At 46.4% G+C, this 16861-nt stretch carries 15 protein-coding genes; 11 read left to right on the top strand and 4 right to left on the bottom strand.

The window, feature by feature from the left end:
* The first annotated feature begins 69 nt into the window (after nucleotides 1–69).
* Entirely contained in the window at nucleotides 70–450 is a 381-nt protein-coding gene (locus tag ACWP87_RS07005) for a hypothetical protein (protein WP_005685411.1), read from the top strand.
* 6 nt (nucleotides 451–456) lie between these two features.
* Here the strand turns inward: ACWP87_RS07005 and ACWP87_RS07000 are convergent, their stop codons facing one another.
* Complete coding sequence (locus tag ACWP87_RS07000; RefSeq protein ID WP_014569777.1) at nucleotides 457–1977, bottom strand: helix-turn-helix domain-containing protein; 1521 nt, start codon at nucleotides 1975–1977, stop codon at nucleotides 457–459.
* Between the two features lie 71 nt (nucleotides 1978–2048).
* Between ACWP87_RS07000 and recX the strand changes: the two genes are divergently transcribed.
* The 3 genes from recX to ACWP87_RS06985 all read left to right on the top strand — a co-directional run bounded on the left by recX (nucleotide 2049) and on the right by ACWP87_RS06985 (nucleotide 4105).
* Nucleotides 2049–2846 carry a recombination regulator RecX gene (gene recX / locus ACWP87_RS06995; RefSeq protein WP_014569776.1) on the top strand — a complete coding sequence of 266 codons (798 nt, stop codon included), beginning with the start codon at nucleotides 2049–2051 and terminating at the stop codon, nucleotides 2844–2846.
* Between the two features lie 180 nt (nucleotides 2847–3026).
* A complete protein-coding gene (gene ntdP / locus ACWP87_RS06990) occupies nucleotides 3027–3563 on the top strand; it encodes a nucleoside tri-diphosphate phosphatase (protein WP_005685414.1) in 537 nt (178 codons plus the stop codon).
* A 23-nt stretch (nucleotides 3564–3586) separates the two neighbouring features.
* Nucleotides 3587–4105, top strand: a complete 519-nt coding sequence (locus ACWP87_RS06985) for a hypothetical protein (protein ID WP_014569775.1) — start codon at nucleotides 3587–3589, stop codon at nucleotides 4103–4105.
* 107 nt (nucleotides 4106–4212) lie between these two features.
* Here ACWP87_RS06985 and ACWP87_RS06980 read toward each other — a convergent pair whose 3' ends face one another.
* A complete protein-coding gene (locus tag ACWP87_RS06980) occupies nucleotides 4213–4647 on the bottom strand; it encodes a GNAT family N-acetyltransferase (RefSeq protein ID WP_005714043.1) in 435 nt (144 codons plus the stop codon).
* A gap of 76 nt (nucleotides 4648–4723) precedes the next feature.
* Between ACWP87_RS06980 and ACWP87_RS06975 the strand changes: the two genes are divergently transcribed.
* The 3 genes from ACWP87_RS06975 (at nucleotide 4724) to ACWP87_RS06965 (ending at nucleotide 8965) form a co-directional block, all read left to right on the top strand.
* The gene (locus ACWP87_RS06975; protein ID WP_014569774.1) at nucleotides 4724–5902 is read left to right on the top strand and encodes an AI-2E family transporter; all 1179 of its coding nucleotides are present in this window, start codon (nucleotides 4724–4726) and stop codon (nucleotides 5900–5902) included.
* Between the two features lie 74 nt (nucleotides 5903–5976).
* On the top strand, nucleotides 5977–7323 hold the full coding sequence (locus ACWP87_RS06970) for a hemolysin family protein (protein ID WP_014569773.1): 1347 nt from the start codon (nucleotides 5977–5979) through the stop codon (nucleotides 7321–7323).
* A 67-nt stretch (nucleotides 7324–7390) separates the two neighbouring features.
* Nucleotides 7391–8965, top strand: a complete 1575-nt coding sequence (locus ACWP87_RS06965) for a peptide chain release factor 3 (protein ID WP_014569772.1) — start codon at nucleotides 7391–7393, stop codon at nucleotides 8963–8965.
* Between the two features lie 167 nt (nucleotides 8966–9132).
* On the opposite strand, the gene ACWP87_RS06960 is transcribed toward ACWP87_RS06965, so the two are convergent.
* On the bottom strand, nucleotides 9133–9426 hold the full coding sequence (locus ACWP87_RS06960) for a DUF1827 family protein (RefSeq protein ID WP_005685422.1): 294 nt from the start codon (nucleotides 9424–9426) through the stop codon (nucleotides 9133–9135).
* Nucleotides 9427–9772: 346 nt separating this feature from the next.
* Nucleotides 9773–11995 (bottom strand): ATP-dependent Clp protease ATP-binding subunit, encoded by a 2223-nt coding sequence (locus ACWP87_RS06955; RefSeq protein WP_015764984.1) that lies wholly within the window; start codon nucleotides 11993–11995, stop codon nucleotides 9773–9775.
* 219 nt (nucleotides 11996–12214) lie between these two features.
* Between ACWP87_RS06955 and ACWP87_RS06950 the strand changes: the two genes are divergently transcribed.
* The 4 genes from ACWP87_RS06950 (at nucleotide 12215) to ACWP87_RS06935 (ending at nucleotide 16437) form a co-directional block, all read left to right on the top strand.
* Nucleotides 12215–12406 carry a hypothetical protein gene (locus ACWP87_RS06950; protein ID WP_005685424.1) on the top strand — a complete coding sequence of 64 codons (192 nt, stop codon included), beginning with the start codon at nucleotides 12215–12217 and terminating at the stop codon, nucleotides 12404–12406.
* Nucleotides 12407–12550: 144 nt separating this feature from the next.
* Nucleotides 12551–12817 carry a phosphocarrier protein HPr gene (locus ACWP87_RS06945; protein ID WP_003566007.1) on the top strand — a complete coding sequence of 89 codons (267 nt, stop codon included), beginning with the start codon at nucleotides 12551–12553 and terminating at the stop codon, nucleotides 12815–12817.
* Nucleotides 12817–14541, top strand: coding sequence for a phosphoenolpyruvate--protein phosphotransferase (ptsP, locus tag ACWP87_RS06940; protein WP_014569770.1), 1725 nt, complete (start codon nucleotides 12817–12819; stop codon nucleotides 14539–14541). Before ACWP87_RS06945 ends, ptsP begins: the two co-directional genes overlap by 1 nt.
* Nucleotides 14542–15015: 474 nt before the next feature.
* The gene (locus ACWP87_RS06935) at nucleotides 15016–16437 is read left to right on the top strand and encodes a sugar porter family MFS transporter (RefSeq protein WP_014569768.1); all 1422 of its coding nucleotides are present in this window, start codon (nucleotides 15016–15018) and stop codon (nucleotides 16435–16437) included.
* Nucleotides 16438–16861 lie beyond the last annotated feature (424 nt).

The raw sequence follows: 16861 nt of genomic DNA, 5'->3' as shown, positions 1-16861 counted from the left end.
CCTTTACGCTGACAAATGGTGACGATACCCGAGTGATTCTAGTATAATGAAGATTCGGGAGGATTGACTGTGAAAATTAATTATTCGAATAGTATGAGCAAAAAAATGACGGCGACTGTGTGGCAAAATGAAACCGCGCACATCATGCATGTTGGTGAAACACTGGATTTAAAAGTTCAACGTGGTGATAAAATCACATATAAAGTAGGACGTTTGAATACGGTACACACGATTGATTATCAAAGCCCGGATGCCAAGTTTGAAATCCAGGTTAACCGCAGTTTGCAAAACGCCTATTTTGTGGTGATGTTTCTGATGGTTGTCTTTTTATGGTTTACGCGCACCAGTAATTTGAACAATACGCTACTGATTACCGCTGTCATCCTTGGACTAGCCGGTTATGAAGCGCTGGTTTATTTTGTGGGGTATACGGCTAAACCGTTGCATTGAGGCAATTTAGGAGCGAGCGGTTGATCGATGCTGGCGTTGTAATTGTTTGAGTCGCTGATAAAGGTGAAAATAATCCAAATCAGTCGGTTCCGGCATCCAGGTGATCAACGGTGTCGTGGGATCAAACGGGTGGCCCAAACGCGGGATCACCCTTTTTGGTTTAGTAATACTGGTAATGATCAAGTCGGGTTTGACCGCTTCAACTGGCGGAACAACCCGAATAAAACCTAAATCGTTCAAAAAGTCTAACAAGTCCCGCTTGGCAAATGAGTCATGTTCAATCAAAACATTGACAATCATTTGCATATCATGGTTGAGTTCAGGATAGTTGTCGCTAACCAGTAAATAGAGCCCGCTAATAAACTGATCGGGGAAATCTGCAAATACTGATTCTGGCATTGACTTGGGAATTTGCTTTAGATAACGCTGAATAGCAGTTGCCAAGGTGCTGCTATCGGCTTCGTCATACAACGATTGCGCAAAATCAAGACGCTGACTAAAGCGGCCATTAAGGACATATTCATTAAAGCTGAGCCGATACAGATTTGCAATCATCACTTGGCTTTCAGCGATGGGCTGGCGGTCGGTTTTTTTAAGCTGATCATTTAAATGGTCAACCAATCCGGTCACAAACCGATTGACGAGATTGTCGGTTTCTCCAAAATGAGTCAGCAATTGGCGGTCGATTTTCTGTGGTTGGCGGGTGACCGTCATAAAATAAAGCCGCATAAAATAGTAAAACTGCTTTTCGGCCTTCAGCTGCGAATCAGATAAGTTCGGGAATTGTTCTGATGTAAAAATCAGATCAGGCAGGTCCTCATGTCCGGAAAATAGCAATTGCATTCGGCGATTAGGTAATAAGGGATGACCTTGTTTAATCCGCATAAGTTGAATGGAAAGCACAACCAGCGCTTCTTTTGACATTGGTTCAACGGGCATTAGTAAAAAGTCCGGATCAGTTTGATTGATGACGGTTAGCAAAGTTTTGGCTTGCTTTTCTTCTTCGGCTGAAAAAGGCCAACCAGCTCCACGATAAGCGAGCATAAAAAAAGTAAACATTGCCAGACGAATATGAAGTTCATCGCCTTCGATCGCCCAAGTCGTACTGTTGAGGTTAACGCCATTATCAGCCAGATAATCACGAAATGGCGTGATGCGCCTTCTTAAGGTGGAGACGCTGGTTTGATGTACCTCTTTAAATGTGTGAAAATCAGGGTGCGGGTTTTTAAACACATCATCAAAGAAGACAAACGGCAGACTTTCTTTAAGTAACGCAAACCGATATTGATTAATCGTGACATTGCCTAAAAATTGCGCAAAATTAGCCTCGTCGATTGTCTCGGCGGGGATCATTTGATTTAACTGAACCAAAACGGTCTGGAATGCCGTGTAGGTCTGAGAATACGATAACCCAGTGGCGCGGCTTAGTGCATTGATCGATAAGGTTGTTTGTGGCAAGGTCTTCATTGCCCGAAATAGCTGGTAGTTGGTAAGACTATGACGGTCAAAGAAACTGGCTTCAAACATAACTAACCTCCATATATTTATGAAAAGTATAACATAACTGACAGTATGATTAGAGAGGCGGTCAAAGTAACATGGCACAAATCACCAAGATAACGGCACAAAAACGGCGTGGTCGGTACAATATTTTTTTGGACGGCCAATATGCGTTTCCAGTCAGTGAAACAACGCTGGTGACTTACCACCTAGCCAAGGGAATGACGCTCACGGCAGATATGATCGCGCAGATTAAAGACAGTGAAGTCGTCGCGATGGGCTTGGAGATCGGGCTGAATTATATCACGCATCAAAGTCGAACCCGTCAAGAAGTCCGGGAACGGTTGGAGAAAGAAGAACTGCCCAAAGATGTGATCGGACAAATTTTAACCCGTTTGACGGAGCTGGGGTTTTTGGATGATGTCGACTATGTGAAGCGCTATCTGGAGGCCGATCTCAAAATGGGTGACTCCGGTCCGCGGGTCGTTCAATACAAGCTTCGTCAAAAAGGTATTGCTACGGAGCTGTTAGCCGATCAGCTGGCAGGCATCGAATCAGATGAGTGGACGGCAGTTGCGGTTCGTGCCGGGCAAAAGAACTTACGGCATCATCGAAACCGTGCGTACAAAGATCAATTGCAGCGGCTGCGCGTGAACCTGATGCAAAAAGGATTTGATGAGGCGACTATCCAGGCAGCTATCGCAAAACTCGATCCGCAGCCAGACCCGGAAGCCGAGTTGACCATGCTAAAGACAGAGGCGGAGAAACAGTGGCGCTTAAAGCAACGCTATGATGAGCGCACCCGCAAGCAGAAGGTTAAGACGGCACTGTTCCGGAAGGGCTTTGATTTGGCCGCGATTGATGATGTATTAAGTGAGCTGGTGGATGAATCGTAAAACGGCTGAGGCGAAAGGCTGCTGTTGGGGAGGAGGCCAGCCCGGAGTATCGGAAATCACTTAATGAGAGTAGAACCGAGGAAAAGTTGACACTTACCGCCGTCCGCCTTGCTTACGCGCTGTCGTATTTTCATGAGGTTTGTTATAATGAAACACGGAATTTTAGAAAGCGGGTTAAGTATGCGAATCCCTAAAGAAGGCGACTCGTTCGCCATTCAGAGTTATAAACATGATGGCAGTTTGCATCGTACCTGGCGTGATACGATGGTTCTTAAAACCAGTGAAGATGCCTTAATCGGCTGTAACGATCATACATTGGTGACCGAATCCGATGGCCGCCGGTGGTTAACGCGAGAACCGGCGATTATTTTCTTTCATAAACATTATTGGTTCAATGTCATTGCCATGATTCGTGAAGGCGGCGTTTCTTACTATTGTAATCTGGCCACCCCGTTTACAATGGATCAGGAAGCGTTGAAGTATATTGATTATGATCTGGATGTGAAGGTTTTCGCTGATGGTGAAAAGCGCCTTTTAGATGTTGATGAGTATGAAGCGCATCGGAAATTGTGGCATTATCCTGCAACAACGGATCGAATCTTAAAGGCAAACGTCAAAGTGCTTGTCGATTGGATTAATCACGGTAAAGGACCATTTTCGCAGGCATACGTGGATTTATGGTATCGGCGGTATATTCAGCTTGCACATCGGATTTAGTCCACTAGGTTTTGGAGGGCAACATGAAAGAGATTCCACAACAGCCAGCACAATTGTTGGCCGGACACGCATATACAACCGAAGATAGCGACCAACTGGGGACGTTTGCACCAGCGTGGGCGGATTTTGAACACCAGTTTGGTTTTAAAACACTGGATCAGTTGACTAAAACACCTAATCGAACAGCTTTGGTTGTTTTTTCGCCGTACAATACCTTTATTTATTGGGTTGGCAGTTTGTTACCGGTTGACGTCAAAGTGCCCAAAAATTATGAGTGTTTTAAACTACCAGCCGCAACTGCCGGGCAGGTGAAGCAGTCTGCCGATCGCGTGCTCATGAAAGAATTGCCGTTAGCGACCAGCTTTAATCAAGGGTTACACGTTATTGAACAAGCAGGATACCCGCTTCCGGAGCGGCTTGGGCAAACGGATCATCCTTACTATCTGGAAAGTTATCGCTTGAGCGGTGGTAAGGTTGCCGAGGTGGCTTATCGCCTGTACATCAATCCGCATCAGCTAACCGGGGTTGATGAATATGAATAAAAAAACAAGCACGAACTAAGCGGCTTGTCAGGGTGTGCTTCTAAGAAAATCAAATTAGAAGCGCATTTTTTTCACATTCGGATGGTTTAATCAAATCATACACAAGGTTACGTAAGCTGTAATTGCATTTCGCGATGACGGATTCCGGCGTCTAGAAATTCAGGCTGGTCGGTTAGCTGAAAGCCCAATGTTTTATAAAAGCCGATTGCCTGCAGTTGTGCCCCGAGCTTCAGGAACGCAACGTTTTGCTCGCGGGCATAGGCAATAATCGCATTTAAAACCATTTTTCCAAGCCCGTGTTTGCGGTAGGCCTTTTCGACGGCAACGCGCTGGACGTGATAACCGGTTCCTTCTGGTAAAATCCGTGCTGTTGCCACCGGTAAGCCAGCATCGTAGACGACAAAATAAGTGGCTTTGCCTTCATCCGCGTCCACTTCCAGATTTGCCGGAACGTGTTGTTCTTCCACAAATACATGGGTTCTTATCTGTACGCTGTCGTGATGAACCTGAGAGTCTAAGTCTGTTGTTGATTTTACTTCCAATGCGTCAGCCTTCTTTCCGTTTTGATAAATTGTTTGCTATTATAACACTAGTGAGAAGACGTTGGGGAGGTCGATTATGTTCGATAAGTTACGCCATTCAAAATTAATGTTCTGGTCAGTCGAATTGTTAGTCTTAATTTTTATCGTGATCGGCTTAACGCAGGTTTCTTTTTTATTTGCACCGGTCGCGACTTTCTTTTCAACGTTACTGATCCCGATCATTTCGGCGGGGTTCTTGTTTTACCTGTTTAACCCGATTGTGAAGTTATTACAGCGATTGCATATCAGCCGCAATGTTTCGATTTTACTGATTTTCTTAGTTGTCATTGGTGCGATTGTTTTGATTGTCATGGCGGTGTTACCGAACCTGATCTATCAGATAACCCAATTCGTGACGAATATCCCCGACTTCTTAAAAGGTGTACGCACGTTTATCAGCAAAGCATCGCATTATACTTGGTATCAGCGGTTAAACATCGGTAAATATGTTGCAAGCTTGCAGATTTCCCCGAGTAAACTGCTGAGTCAGGTACTTGGCGGCTTTTCAAGTGGCCTGCCTGGGGTGATTGGCTCGTTGGCAAGTACCGTTATCAGTATTATTACGATTCCGGTGATGCTCTTTTATTTTCTCAAAGATGGCGAAAATTTCGTTCCAAGTATTCAGCGCTTGCTGCCGCGGCGTTATCATGCTGAAGTGGCTACTGTCTTTACCCGACTTAACGCGACCTTATCGCATTACATTGGCGGGCAGGCGATTGAATGTTTGTTCGTTGGTACGTTCACCTTTATCGGCTACTTGATTATCGGCATGCCGTATGCGTATCTGCTTGGTTTTATTGCCGGTGTTGTTACCATCATTCCTTATTTAGGCCCCTACATCGGGATTGCGCCGGCTTTGATTATTGCTGCCACTGAAGGATGGACTAAAATGTTGCTCGTGGTCTTGGTTGTCGTGATTATTCAGATGACGGATGGCAATTTTATTTATCCTAATGTCATTGGCCGCTCGCTTGATATTCATCCGTTGACCATCATCATTTTACTGATGGTAGCGGGGAATCTGTGGGGCTTGCTGGGCACCATTCTTGCCGTGCCGACTTACGCTGTCATTAAGACGGTCATTACTTATTTATATGAGCTGTATCGTTTTCACCAGGAGCATAAGAATGACGAGGATTTTGATGAGGACCATGAATTGTCACTTGAAGCCCCGACGCACGCTGACAAGCCCGATTCGGAATTGAAAAAGAAATAAGGTCTTGCTATACTAAAGTGATCGAACTACGGGGATGAGTCCCCGTTTTTTTTACGAAAGGTTGTGGATTCGAAATGGGCAGTGACCCGGACGGCCAGATATGGGGACAGTTAATCCTCATTGTGCTGTTAACATTAATCAATGCAGGATTTGCAGCCGCAGAAATTGCGGTTGTCTCAAGTTCACGTGCTCGAATGCAGGCACAGGCTGATAAAGGTGATCGCAAAGCCGCCAAGCTAGTTGCCATCATGAAGGATTCAAGTCATTTTCTGGCTACCATTCAAGTCGGGATCACCTTTGCCGGTTTCTTTGCCTCGGCTTCAGCGGCGACGACATTAGCCGATAAAGTCGCTCCGATTTTTGGATCATGGTCGTTTGCACACGAAGCGGCAGTGATTTTAGTGACGTTGATTTTGTCATATTTCTCGCTTGTTTTCGGGGAACTTTATCCTAAGCAGGTGGCGCTTCAGATGACGGAACGGGTTGCCAAGATCAGCGTCACACCGATTAGTTGGCTGGCAACGTTAATGCGCCCGTTTGTCTGGCTATTATCCGCCTCGACTAAATTGCTGATGAAGCTGACCCCCATGGAGTTTAGTCATGAAGGCGAGTCCGTTACCCGAGAAGAAATGGTTGCCATGATTGAAAATGGTCGCAATGCCGGCGCAATTGAACCGGACGAGTACCAAATGTTTGAAGGTATCATCTCGTTGTCTGATACGATGGCGCGTGAAGTCATGGTGCCGCGTACGGATGCGTTTATGATCGATGCCAAGGAACCGGATCAAAGCGCTATTGATGCAATTTTGAATAACATTTATTCACGAATTCCAGTTTATGAAGAAGACAAAGATCACGTTATTGGGATCGTTCATATTAAAAACCTGCTTAAAGAAGCCCGGCGTGTTGGCTTTGACCAGGTTAAGATCGAATCGGTGATGATTGAGCCGGTGTTTGTTCCGGAGACGATCCCCGTTGACGTGTTGTTGACTGAAATGCAAACCAAGCAGCAACAGATGGCCATTCTTTTGGATGAGTATGGCGGGGTCGTTGGCATTGTCACGATTGAAGACTTGTTGGAAGAAATTGTCGGCGATATTGATGATGAATCCGATCAGGCTGAAAAGCTATACACGAAACAAACCGACCACGACTTCATTGTTTCGGGACGGATGCCGATTTCGGAATTTAATGAGCTGTTTAAAACTAACTTAGAAGCGCCGGATGTTGACACGATTGCCGGTTATGTGCTCACTCAACTTGGGGCCATTCCTTCGACCCATCATAGTGAGAAGCTTGAACTGGCTCCGGGGGTGCAGCTTGCCACTGGTAAAGTCGAAGGTTCTCGGCTGGTCAATGTGCATATTCATTTAAGTGAGACGCCACCTTTAGAAGTTGTTTCCAAGGAGGCGGATAGTTAGCGATGCCAGCATTGAGAGTTAAAGGTATGTTGGCAGGCGTAATGTTATTTTTGGAAGGAAACAGATTATGAAACCACAAGAACGAGCACAAGAAGTAGCAAAACGGCGAACGTTTGCGATTATTTCACATCCGGATGCCGGGAAAACCACCATTACGGAACAATTGTTGTTATTTGGCGGTGTCATCCGCCAAGCCGGTACCGTTAAAGGACGGAAATCCGGTCATTTTGCCAAATCTGACTGGATGGAAATTGAAAAGAAACGTGGGATTTCCGTCACCAGTTCCGTCATGCAGTTTAATTATCAAGGTAAGCGCATCAATATTTTGGATACGCCGGGGCATGAGGATTTCTCTGAAGATACGTATCGAACGCTGATGGCAGTTGACGCGGCAGTGATGGTGATTGATTCTGCTAAAGGGATTGAAGCACAAACGAAAAAACTGTTTAAGGTTGTCAAACAGCGCGGTATTCCAATTTTTACCTTCATGAACAAGCTGGATCGTGATGGTCGCGAGCCCTTGGACTTAATCGCTGAGCTGGAAGACTTGCTCGGAATCGAAGGCTATGCGATGAACTGGCCGATCGGTATGGGTAAAGGGTTAAAGGGATTATATGATCGCGTCAATAATCGGATTGAATTGTACCGACAGGAAGGTGCCGATCGCTTTTTGCCGCTTAACGACAAAGGCGAACTGGATGCCAGCGAGCCTTTGACCCAAGATTCGATTTATACGCAGACGCTGGATGATATTGAGTTGCTCAACGATGCCGGCAATCAGTTTAATCTCAAGAAGATCATGGCTGGCGACCAAACCCCTGTCTTCTTTGGTTCCGCGTTAACCAATTTCGGTGTCGAAACCTTTTTAAATAGCTTTGTTAAGTACGCGCCTGAGCCAGGGCCAAAGAAAACCGCTCAAGATGGCGAAATCAAACCGACTGATCCGGAATTCTCGGCATTTGTTTTTAAGATTCAGGCGAACATGAATCCGGCTCATCGCGATCGCATTGCATTCGTGCGGATTGTCTCTGGTGAATTCGACCGGGGGATGGACGTCATCTTGCATCGGACAGGTAAGACCATGCGGCTAAATAATTCGACTGAGTTTATGGCCGACAGCCGCGAAACGGTTTCTACAGCGGTAGCAGGGGACATTGTTGGTTTGTATGATACCGGTAATTTTCAAATCGGCGACACCATTTATCAAGGGAAAACGTCGATTCAGTTTGAGAAGCTGCCGCAGTTTACGCCGGAACTGTTTATGCGTGTAACCCCGAAGAATGTGATGAAACAAAAGTCGTTCCACAAAGGTATGCAGCAACTGGTTCAAGAAGGTGCTGTCCAATTGTATAAGACTTATCACACCAATGAATACATTTTGGGGGCTGTCGGCCAGTTGCAATTTGAAGTTTTCCAATTTCGGATGCTGCATGAATATCATTCTGAAGTGGTCATGACGCCAATTGGTTCCCGCATTGCTCGCTGGATTGACCCTGAGCAAATGGACGAAAAGATGAGCAGTTCCCGTAACCTGCTCGTTGAGGACGTTCACGGCGATCCGCTATTCTTATTTGAAAATCAATATGCAGAGCGCTGGTTTGCTGACAAGTATCCGGATGTCAAGTTAACGGCGAAACTATAATCAAAAGCAGGCATCAAAAAAAGCGGCCATTTACGGTCGCTTTTTTGATGCCTGTGTTTCCGGACTGACCGGCCAACAGGACTTGGAGTACTAGTAAGTGAAAATCTTACCGGTATGAGGATCAACAGCCGACCTTACCTAAAAAGTTATCTGATAATGACAGCGGCTTATTCTGCCTGGCGCTCAAGCTTGGGAACCGTGACCTCTGCTAGGTGGTGGCCCATAATTGGCGTTACATCACCGATTGATTTCTTTAGCAAGCGATCTAACGTGAAGGCAATTTCTTCACGCTGGATGTTGCGGCGTTCATTGGTGAATAATAGCTCAATATGCGAAGGGGCCTCTGTATAAACAACTGTGGTTTGACCGAGTGAAAAGACTTTGACGAGTCGGGCATCGGTACCGCTCAGCTGCTGGTTTACCAAATTTCTGAAGCTGTTGGTTACGTTAATTAATCGCATGGTCATGCCCTCCATTTCTCTCCCTACTGGTTTTATTATAAAACAGTTTAAGAAAAAATAATATTATTGACATCGTGATGACTGGACGGAATGGATACAACTACGCTCGTTGAGGTCCACTAACTTTAGCTTTCTAGGCGTATATTCAGCAAGCAAAAGCGCTGATCGCTGCTGCACTGACAAGAAAAGAGCGTGAACTTTTTATTTTGATAATTGATCCTGGAAGCTTCGGAATAAAAAAACCGGTTCAAGCAATTTATGCTTGAACCGATTTAGTGCGAGCCTCATTTACGACCACGATAACCAATTGGTCGCACTGAGAACGTTTCAATCTTCAACAATCGGATTATTTCTTGGCTGTTTTTGAAGAGGCTTCTGCCTTGGCTGGTTCGCCAACTGTGATTTCTCCGTTGCTGATCCTTGCTTCAAGTTCCTTGGCATTAGGATGGTCGAGGTAAAAGTCAGCCACACGGTCTTCAATCTGTTCCTGGATAACCCGACGCAATGGCCGTGCCCCCATGGATGGATTGTAACCCAGAGTGACAAGCTTTTCCTTGACGGGATCGGTGACATGAATCGTTAATCCCTGACTCTTGAGATTGTTGTTAGTGTCATTAATCATCAGTGACACAATCTTCAATAGGTCGTCTTTAGAAAGCGGCTTGAATTCAACAATGTCATCAAAGCGATTCAGGAATTCTGGTTTGAAGTAATTACCCAGCTGATCCAGCACACTGTGGGTTTTACCGCTTAACGTTGCACCAAAGCCTACGTTAGCTTCCGCATCAGTTGATCCGGCGTTAGAAGTCATGATGATGATAGTATCTTTGAAGGAAACAGTTCGACCTTGTGAATCGGTTAGGCGGCCGTCATCCAGAATCTGCAGGAACATGTTCATGACATCCGGGTGGGCTTTTTCAATTTCATCAAGCAAAATCAAACTGTATGGATTGCGCCGAACTTTTTCAGTTAGCTGGCCGGCTTCTTCATAGCCGACATAGCCTGGCGGTGACCCGATGAGCTTAGAGACGCTGAACTTCTCCATGTATTCCGACATGTCAAACCGAATCATGGCATCTTCAGAACCGAATAGTTCTTTAGCGAGCTGTTTTGCCAGTTCCGTTTTGCCGACACCGGTTGGTCCGACAAATAGGAAGGAGCCAATTGGTCGCCCGGTTTTATTGAAGCCGATGCGATTGCGCCGAATTGCCCGAGCAACTTTATCAACTGCTTCATTTTGACCAATGACGTGTTGCTCAAGGTCACTGGCGAGATTCTTCAGTTGCGCCTGTTCCTGAGCTTTGAGTTCACCGACTGGAATGTTTGTCTTTTCTTCAACAATTTTTTCCATGTCTTTTTCGGTAACGGTTGGGATTTCATCATCTGGCAGATTGGATTGCTTTTTGGCCATGTCTTCTAACTTGGTGACCTGATCACGATAGAAGGCGGCTTTTTCATAGTCTTCCTGCTTGAGTGCGGCTTGCTTTTGCTTTTCGGCATCAGCAATCTTAGCTTTAATGGTTTCAGGATCCACGGTGGCAATTGTCAGGTTCTTGCGTGAACCGGCTTCGTCTAACAAGTCAATGGCTTTATCAGGGAGGAAGCGATCCTGAATGTAACGATTGCTGAGGGTTGCCGCAGCTTCAATTGCGCCTTCCGTGTATTTCACATGGTGGAAGTCTTGGTAGCGCGGTTGCAGACCCTTCAGAATTTTAATGGTTTCATCAACGCTAGGCTCTTCAACCATCACCGGCTGAAGGCGCCGAGCTAGGGCAGAATCCTTTTCAATTTGACGGTATTCGTTGCTGGTCGTCGCGCCGACTAGTTGTAATTCGCCACGAGCCAAAGCGGGTTTCAAGACGTTGCCGGCGTCCATTCCGCCTTCAGCATTGCCGGCACCCACAATTTCGTGGATTTCATCAATAAATAGGATAATATTCTTATTTTGCTTCAGTTCGTCAATCAATTGTTGCATGCGCTGCTCGAATTGACCGCGAATGCCTGTGCCTTGAACGAGTGAAACGACATCAAGGCGAATCACATGGCGATCCTGCAACTTGGCTGGAACGTCGCCATTAGCAATCTTTAGTGCCAGTCCCTCAACAACCGCGGTTTTGCCGACCCCGGCTTCACCGATTAAGACTGGATTATTCTTGGTCCGGCGATTCAGAATTTCAATCACGCGTGAGATTTCCTTATCACGACCGATGACTGGATCAATTTGACCTTTGCGTGCCTGTTCAGTGAGATCAACACCAAACTGACCTAACAAGCCCTTACCGCCGTTGCCATTGCGGCCATTGTTGCCGCCGCGTCCTGCCTGGGTAGGCGGAACCTGTGCGTTTGGCTGTTGCGGTTGATCCATTCCCTGATTCATCGCACGGAAAATATCATCTAAGCTTCCAAACCCAAATGGATCGGATGCGTTGGTTGGATTCATATTTCCTCCTGCTTGTTTCTTGAGTAATTGATAACAGTTCTGGCAAAGATTGATTTCTTGCCGAGTCCCGTTAACAACGGTTGAAAGATGAATAGTGGCTGGATTCTTATGACAGTTTTCACATAACATTTTGTCACAACCTTCCTGTCTAATTAGGTGCCACATAACGGTCAAAAAGGTTTGACCTTTCTTGACCTATGGCAATAGTATACACCCTCATTACCAGAATGCAAGCACTCTAACCGCAAGAGTGCTAAAAAGATGCAAAAATTTCAGTGATATCAGGCCTTAGCGCTTTTTCAATGCCTACTTTTATGCTACCCTTATGAAGTGAGGTGAGGCAAATAGATGACTCAGGATTATGTCGCTTTAATGGATGAGTTAAAGACTGGTCAGCGTGACAAGATCACGGTGACGCCGGAAACGTTTATGGCGTTTCGGTCGGCATGGACAAACTATCCCGATCGTGAAGAGATTGTGGGGATGGCCAAACGCGATGGTGTCATCGAGTACCATTACCGGTCGGTCGATTCCCGCTAAGTAAGTGTCAAATCTCATGTGGCGCTTGTGATAGGCTGGAAAAAATGGTAAGGTTTACATGAATTGTTTTGGGTACGAGTACGCACACAAACTATTCGGAAAAACACTAGAAAAATCTAGTTAATACGAAGGAGCAGATCAGTCATGGAAAAACGCGAATTTAACATTATTGCAGAAACCGGGATTCACGCACGTCCGGCAACCTTGTTGGTACAAGCAGCTAGCAAGTTCAACTCAGATATCAACTTGGAATATAAAGGTAAGAGCGTTAACTTGAAGTCCATCATGGGTGTTATGAGTTTGGGCGTTGGTCAAGGTGCCGATGTTACAATCTCTGCTGAAGGCGCTGACGAAGCCGATGCAATCGCTGCAATTACGGACACAATGAAAAAGGAAGGCTTGGCTGAATAATGGCTGAACATTTGAAGGGAATCGCTGCTAGTGATGGGATCGCCACAGCGAAGGCCTATTTACTGGTTCAACCTGATTTATCATTTGACAAAAAGACGGTTGATGATCCTTCAAAGGAGATCGACCGGCTAAAGCAGGCACTTGATCAAAGTAATGATGAGTTAAAGGTTATTCGAGCAAAGGCCGCTGAATCGCTTGGCGAAGAAGAGGCACAAGTTTTTGATGCCCATATGATGATTTTGGCCGATCCTGACTTTACGGGTCAGATCGAGTCCAAGATCAAAGATGAAAAAGTCAATGCTGAACAGGCATTGAAAGAAATTTCTGAATTCTTCATTCAGACTTTTGAAGGCATGACGGATAATCCATATATGCAGGAACGTGCTGCCGATGTTCGCGATGTTACCAAACGGATCATGGCACATTTGTTAGGACGTACACTGCCGAATCCGGCATTAATTGACGAAGAAGTCATTATCGTGGCTCACGATTTGACGCCTTCTGATACTGCCCAATTGAACAAGAAATATGTTAAGGCCTTTGTCACTGACATCGGCGGACGGACAGCGCACAGTGCGATTATGGCACGGTCGCTGGAAATTCCAGCCGTTGTCGGTACGGACGATGTCACCAAGAAAGCGACCAACGGGGAAACGATCTCCGTTGATGGTTTGACTGGTGAAGTTGTCATTGATCCGACTACTGATGAAGTTGCCAAATTCAAGCAAGCTGCTGAAGCATTTGCCAAGCAAAAAGCTGAATGGGCGCAATTGAAGACAGCCAAATCAGTTACCGCTGATGGTAAGCACTTTGATGTTGCTGCCAATATCGGGACACCAAAAGATCTTGATGGGGTCTTGGCAAATGGCGCTGAAGGTATTGGTTTGTATCGGACTGAGTTCTTATACATGGATTCTGCTGAGCTACCGACTGAAGACGATCAGTTTGAGGCCTACAAGAAGGTTCTTGAAACGATGAATCCAAAGCCGGTTGTTGTTCGCACCATGGATATTGGCGGGGACAAGCACTTGCCATATCTGCCATTACCGCAAGAACAGAACCCATTCTTGGGTTATCGTGCGATCCGGATTAGTCTTGATCGTCAGGATATTTTCCGGACTCAGTTGCGTGCGTTGTTGCGTGCGTCTGCTTTTGGTAACTTACGGATTATGTTCCCGATGATTGCGACGATTGCCGAGTTCAAACAGGCTAAGCAGATCTTCACCGAAGAAAAAGAAAAGCTGGTCAAGGATGGCGTGAAGGTTTCCGACAACATCCAACTTGGCATCATGATCGAAATTCCTGCTGCAGCTGTTTTGGCTGATCAGTTTGCCAAGTATGTAGACTTCTTCTCAATCGGTACCAACGATTTGATTCAATATTCGATGGCAGCTGATCGTGGGAACGAACATGTTTCATACTTGTATCAACCGTATAACCCATCCATTTTGCGTCTGGTTAAGCATGTTATTGACTCAGCGCATAAGGAAGGCAAATGGGCTGGTATGTGTGGTGAAGCAGCTGGCGATCCAATCATGGTTCCATTATTGCTTGGTATGGGACTTGATGAATATTCCATGTCTGCAACTTCTGTTCTTAAGGTTCGCAGCTTGATGAAGCGGCTTTCCACCGAGGACATGGCCAAGATGGCTGACGTTGCGTTGAATGAAAATATTTCAAACGACGAAAACGCTGATCTGGTTAAGAAGACTACCGGACAATAAAATGTATTGATTTAAAGAAGCTGTCAATCCTTTCTAGGGTTGACGCTTTTTTGTTTGGAATTGAAAAATTGGTTGTGATCTCTTGACGGAAGATGGGGCACAAGTCTGGATTGTGGCGCTTTGAAACGCGTTCGCCGGCGCAGAAGTCTGCGTGTAAGGACCTCAGTCGCAATGGCCAAGGCCCGGCCATCACGTCTGAGGCCACTTACACTCCGACTTCTAAGCGCGCCGGCTCACGCTCTGAAACGCGTTCGCCGGCGCAGAAGTCTGCGTGTAAGGACCTCAGCCGCAATGGCCAAGGCCCGGCCATCACGTCTGAGGCCACTTACACTCCGACTTCTAAGCGCGCCGGCTCACGCTCTGCAGATTTTTCAGAAAAGTGCTATGGTTATTATGTAAACTAAATGGTTGAGCTGCGATGCGGATCTTTGCTAGTAAGTATGGCGGTTCACCTAGTTGATGAGGGGGAATTGCATGTATTTGCAGAATCAAACAAAGACAGGCTTGCGTCAACGACACCATTCGTTGATGAGCGCACGTGTTCGTTTAAGGTTAGTTGCCCTGATTTCAACAATGGGTGGCCTTCTTTTTGGCTATGACACCGGCGTCATCAATGGTGCCTTGCCATTTATTTCCAGTGAACTTCACTTGGCTCCGGGTCAGCAAGGCTGGGTGACCAGCAGTTTGACACTTGGGGCAGCATTTGGTGCTGTTTTAGTGGGACGTATTAGTGATCGTTATGGACGCAAACGGTTAATTGCTGGATTAGCCGGATTATTTTTTCTGGCAACGCTTGCTTCGTCAATGGCGCCAAGTGCTATTTGGCTGATTGGGGCAAGATTGATTCTAGGATTAGCGGTTGGCGGCGTTTCCGTGTTAGTGCCAAGTTTCTTAGCCGAAATTGCGCCAACAAGCCATCGCGGGCGGCTGGTGACCCAAAATGAATTGATGGTCGTCACCGGTCAGTTGCTTGCGTTCATCCTTAATGCCGTGTTAGGGACAAACTTTGGTGATATGCCTGGGATTTGGCGCTGGATGCTTGTGTTAGCGGTTATTCCTGCTATTATCTTGGGAATCGGCATTTATTTTGTTCCGGAGTCGCCACGGTGGTTAGTTATGAAAGGACGAAAGGCAGCTGCAAAGGCGAGCTTGTCGGTTCTTCGTGCGCCGCAAGAGGTTCCGCGAGAACTTGATCATTTGGAGCAAACCATTGCGGCCAGCGCGAAACACAAGAAAGTCCGGATCACGGCGCTTAAGGTTAAGTGGATTCGGCGGCTGGTGCTAATCGGAATCGGATTGGGCGTGATTCAGCAGATTGCCGGGATCAATGTCATGATGTATTACGGTACATCGATTTTGCAAATGACCGGATTTGGTCGTAATAGTGCCTTAATCACCAATATTGCTAATGGGGTAACGGCAGTTGCAGCAACCCTTGTCACCTTACAGTTGCTAAAGCATGTTCCGCGGCGTCCATTGCTGATCATCGGCTTAATCGGGACTAGTATTGCAATTACTGGCGTGACCTTCGCGAGCCGCTTACCTGCAGGCTCTTCATGGCGCGCATTTACAACCATCACCATGATGATGATTTTTCTAGCGTTCTTCCAAGGCGCTATTAGCCCGATGACGTGGTTGCTTCTATCAGAAATTTTTCCCGAGCAATTACGCGGTTTGGGAATGGGAACGGCGACATTTTTCCTGTGGCTCGCTAATTTTGCGGTCGGCGTTCTTTTCCCGATCGGTTTGGCAGGCATTGGTATGTTTTGGACTTTTGTTTGTTTCATTGGCACCAATCTCATTTCTTTGCTGTTTGTCATTTTGTTTGTACCGGAGACAGCAGGAAAATCTTTGGAGACACTTCATCGGGATGAAAAAATTCGTCTGAGTCGCTAGCTTTGAAGTTGAGCTGAAAATTTTTGGTGAGGTGTGCGGTGTGTTTTGACGGTGAGACCAGTTGCTTTGTGAATGTGGAAAATGCGTTTACCATAACGTGCTTCATGGCGCAGAAAGCTGGATGTATGGATCACGGTGCAATAGTTAAGAGGAGGCTATCACGCTCAAGGCCACTTATGCTTCGGTTTTTAAGCGCTCCTGTTCACGCTCATAAACGCGTTCGCCGGCGCAGAAGTCTGCGTGTAAGGACCTCAGCCGCAATGGCCAAAGCCCGGCCATCACGTCTGAGGCCGCTTATGCTCCGACTTCTGAACGCGCCGGCTCACGCTCTGAAACGCGATCGCCAGCCCAGAAACCTGCACATAAGGACCTTGAGCGCAATGACCAAAACCCGGCCATCACGCTCAAGGCCACTTATGCTCCG

The organism is Lacticaseibacillus sp. 22, assembly GCF_055413445.1.
This window is presented reverse-complemented; position numbering and strand designations above follow the sequence as displayed.

What these genes read in the sequence shown, in the direction of transcription:
- ACWP87_RS07000 (WP_014569777.1), bottom strand. Translation starts at nt 1,977, where the DNA reads ATGTTTGAAGCCAGTTTCTTTGACCGTCATAGTCTTACCAACTACCAG.
- recX (WP_014569776.1), top strand. Translation starts at nt 2,049, where the DNA reads ATGGCACAAATCACCAAGATAACGGCACAAAAACGGCGTGGTCGGTAC.
- ntdP (WP_005685414.1), top strand. Translation starts at nt 3,027, where the DNA reads ATGCGAATCCCTAAAGAAGGCGACTCGTTCGCCATTCAGAGTTATAAA.
- ACWP87_RS06985 (WP_014569775.1), top strand. Translation starts at nt 3,587, where the DNA reads ATGAAAGAGATTCCACAACAGCCAGCACAATTGTTGGCCGGACACGCA.
- ACWP87_RS06975 (WP_014569774.1), top strand. Translation starts at nt 4,724, where the DNA reads ATGTTCGATAAGTTACGCCATTCAAAATTAATGTTCTGGTCAGTCGAA.
- ACWP87_RS06970 (WP_014569773.1), top strand. Translation starts at nt 5,977, where the DNA reads ATGGGCAGTGACCCGGACGGCCAGATATGGGGACAGTTAATCCTCATT.
- ACWP87_RS06965 (WP_014569772.1), top strand. Translation starts at nt 7,391, where the DNA reads ATGAAACCACAAGAACGAGCACAAGAAGTAGCAAAACGGCGAACGTTT.
- ACWP87_RS06960 (WP_005685422.1), bottom strand. Translation starts at nt 9,426, where the DNA reads ATGCGATTAATTAACGTAACCAACAGCTTCAGAAATTTGGTAAACCAG.
- ACWP87_RS06955 (WP_015764984.1), bottom strand. Translation starts at nt 11,995, where the DNA reads ATGTTATGTGAAAACTGTCATAAGAATCCAGCCACTATTCATCTTTCA.
- ACWP87_RS06950 (WP_005685424.1), top strand. Translation starts at nt 12,215, where the DNA reads ATGACTCAGGATTATGTCGCTTTAATGGATGAGTTAAAGACTGGTCAG.
- ACWP87_RS06945 (WP_003566007.1), top strand. Translation starts at nt 12,551, where the DNA reads ATGGAAAAACGCGAATTTAACATTATTGCAGAAACCGGGATTCACGCA.
- ptsP (WP_014569770.1), top strand. Translation starts at nt 12,817, where the DNA reads ATGGCTGAACATTTGAAGGGAATCGCTGCTAGTGATGGGATCGCCACA.
- ACWP87_RS06935 (WP_014569768.1), top strand. Translation starts at nt 15,016, where the DNA reads ATGTATTTGCAGAATCAAACAAAGACAGGCTTGCGTCAACGACACCAT.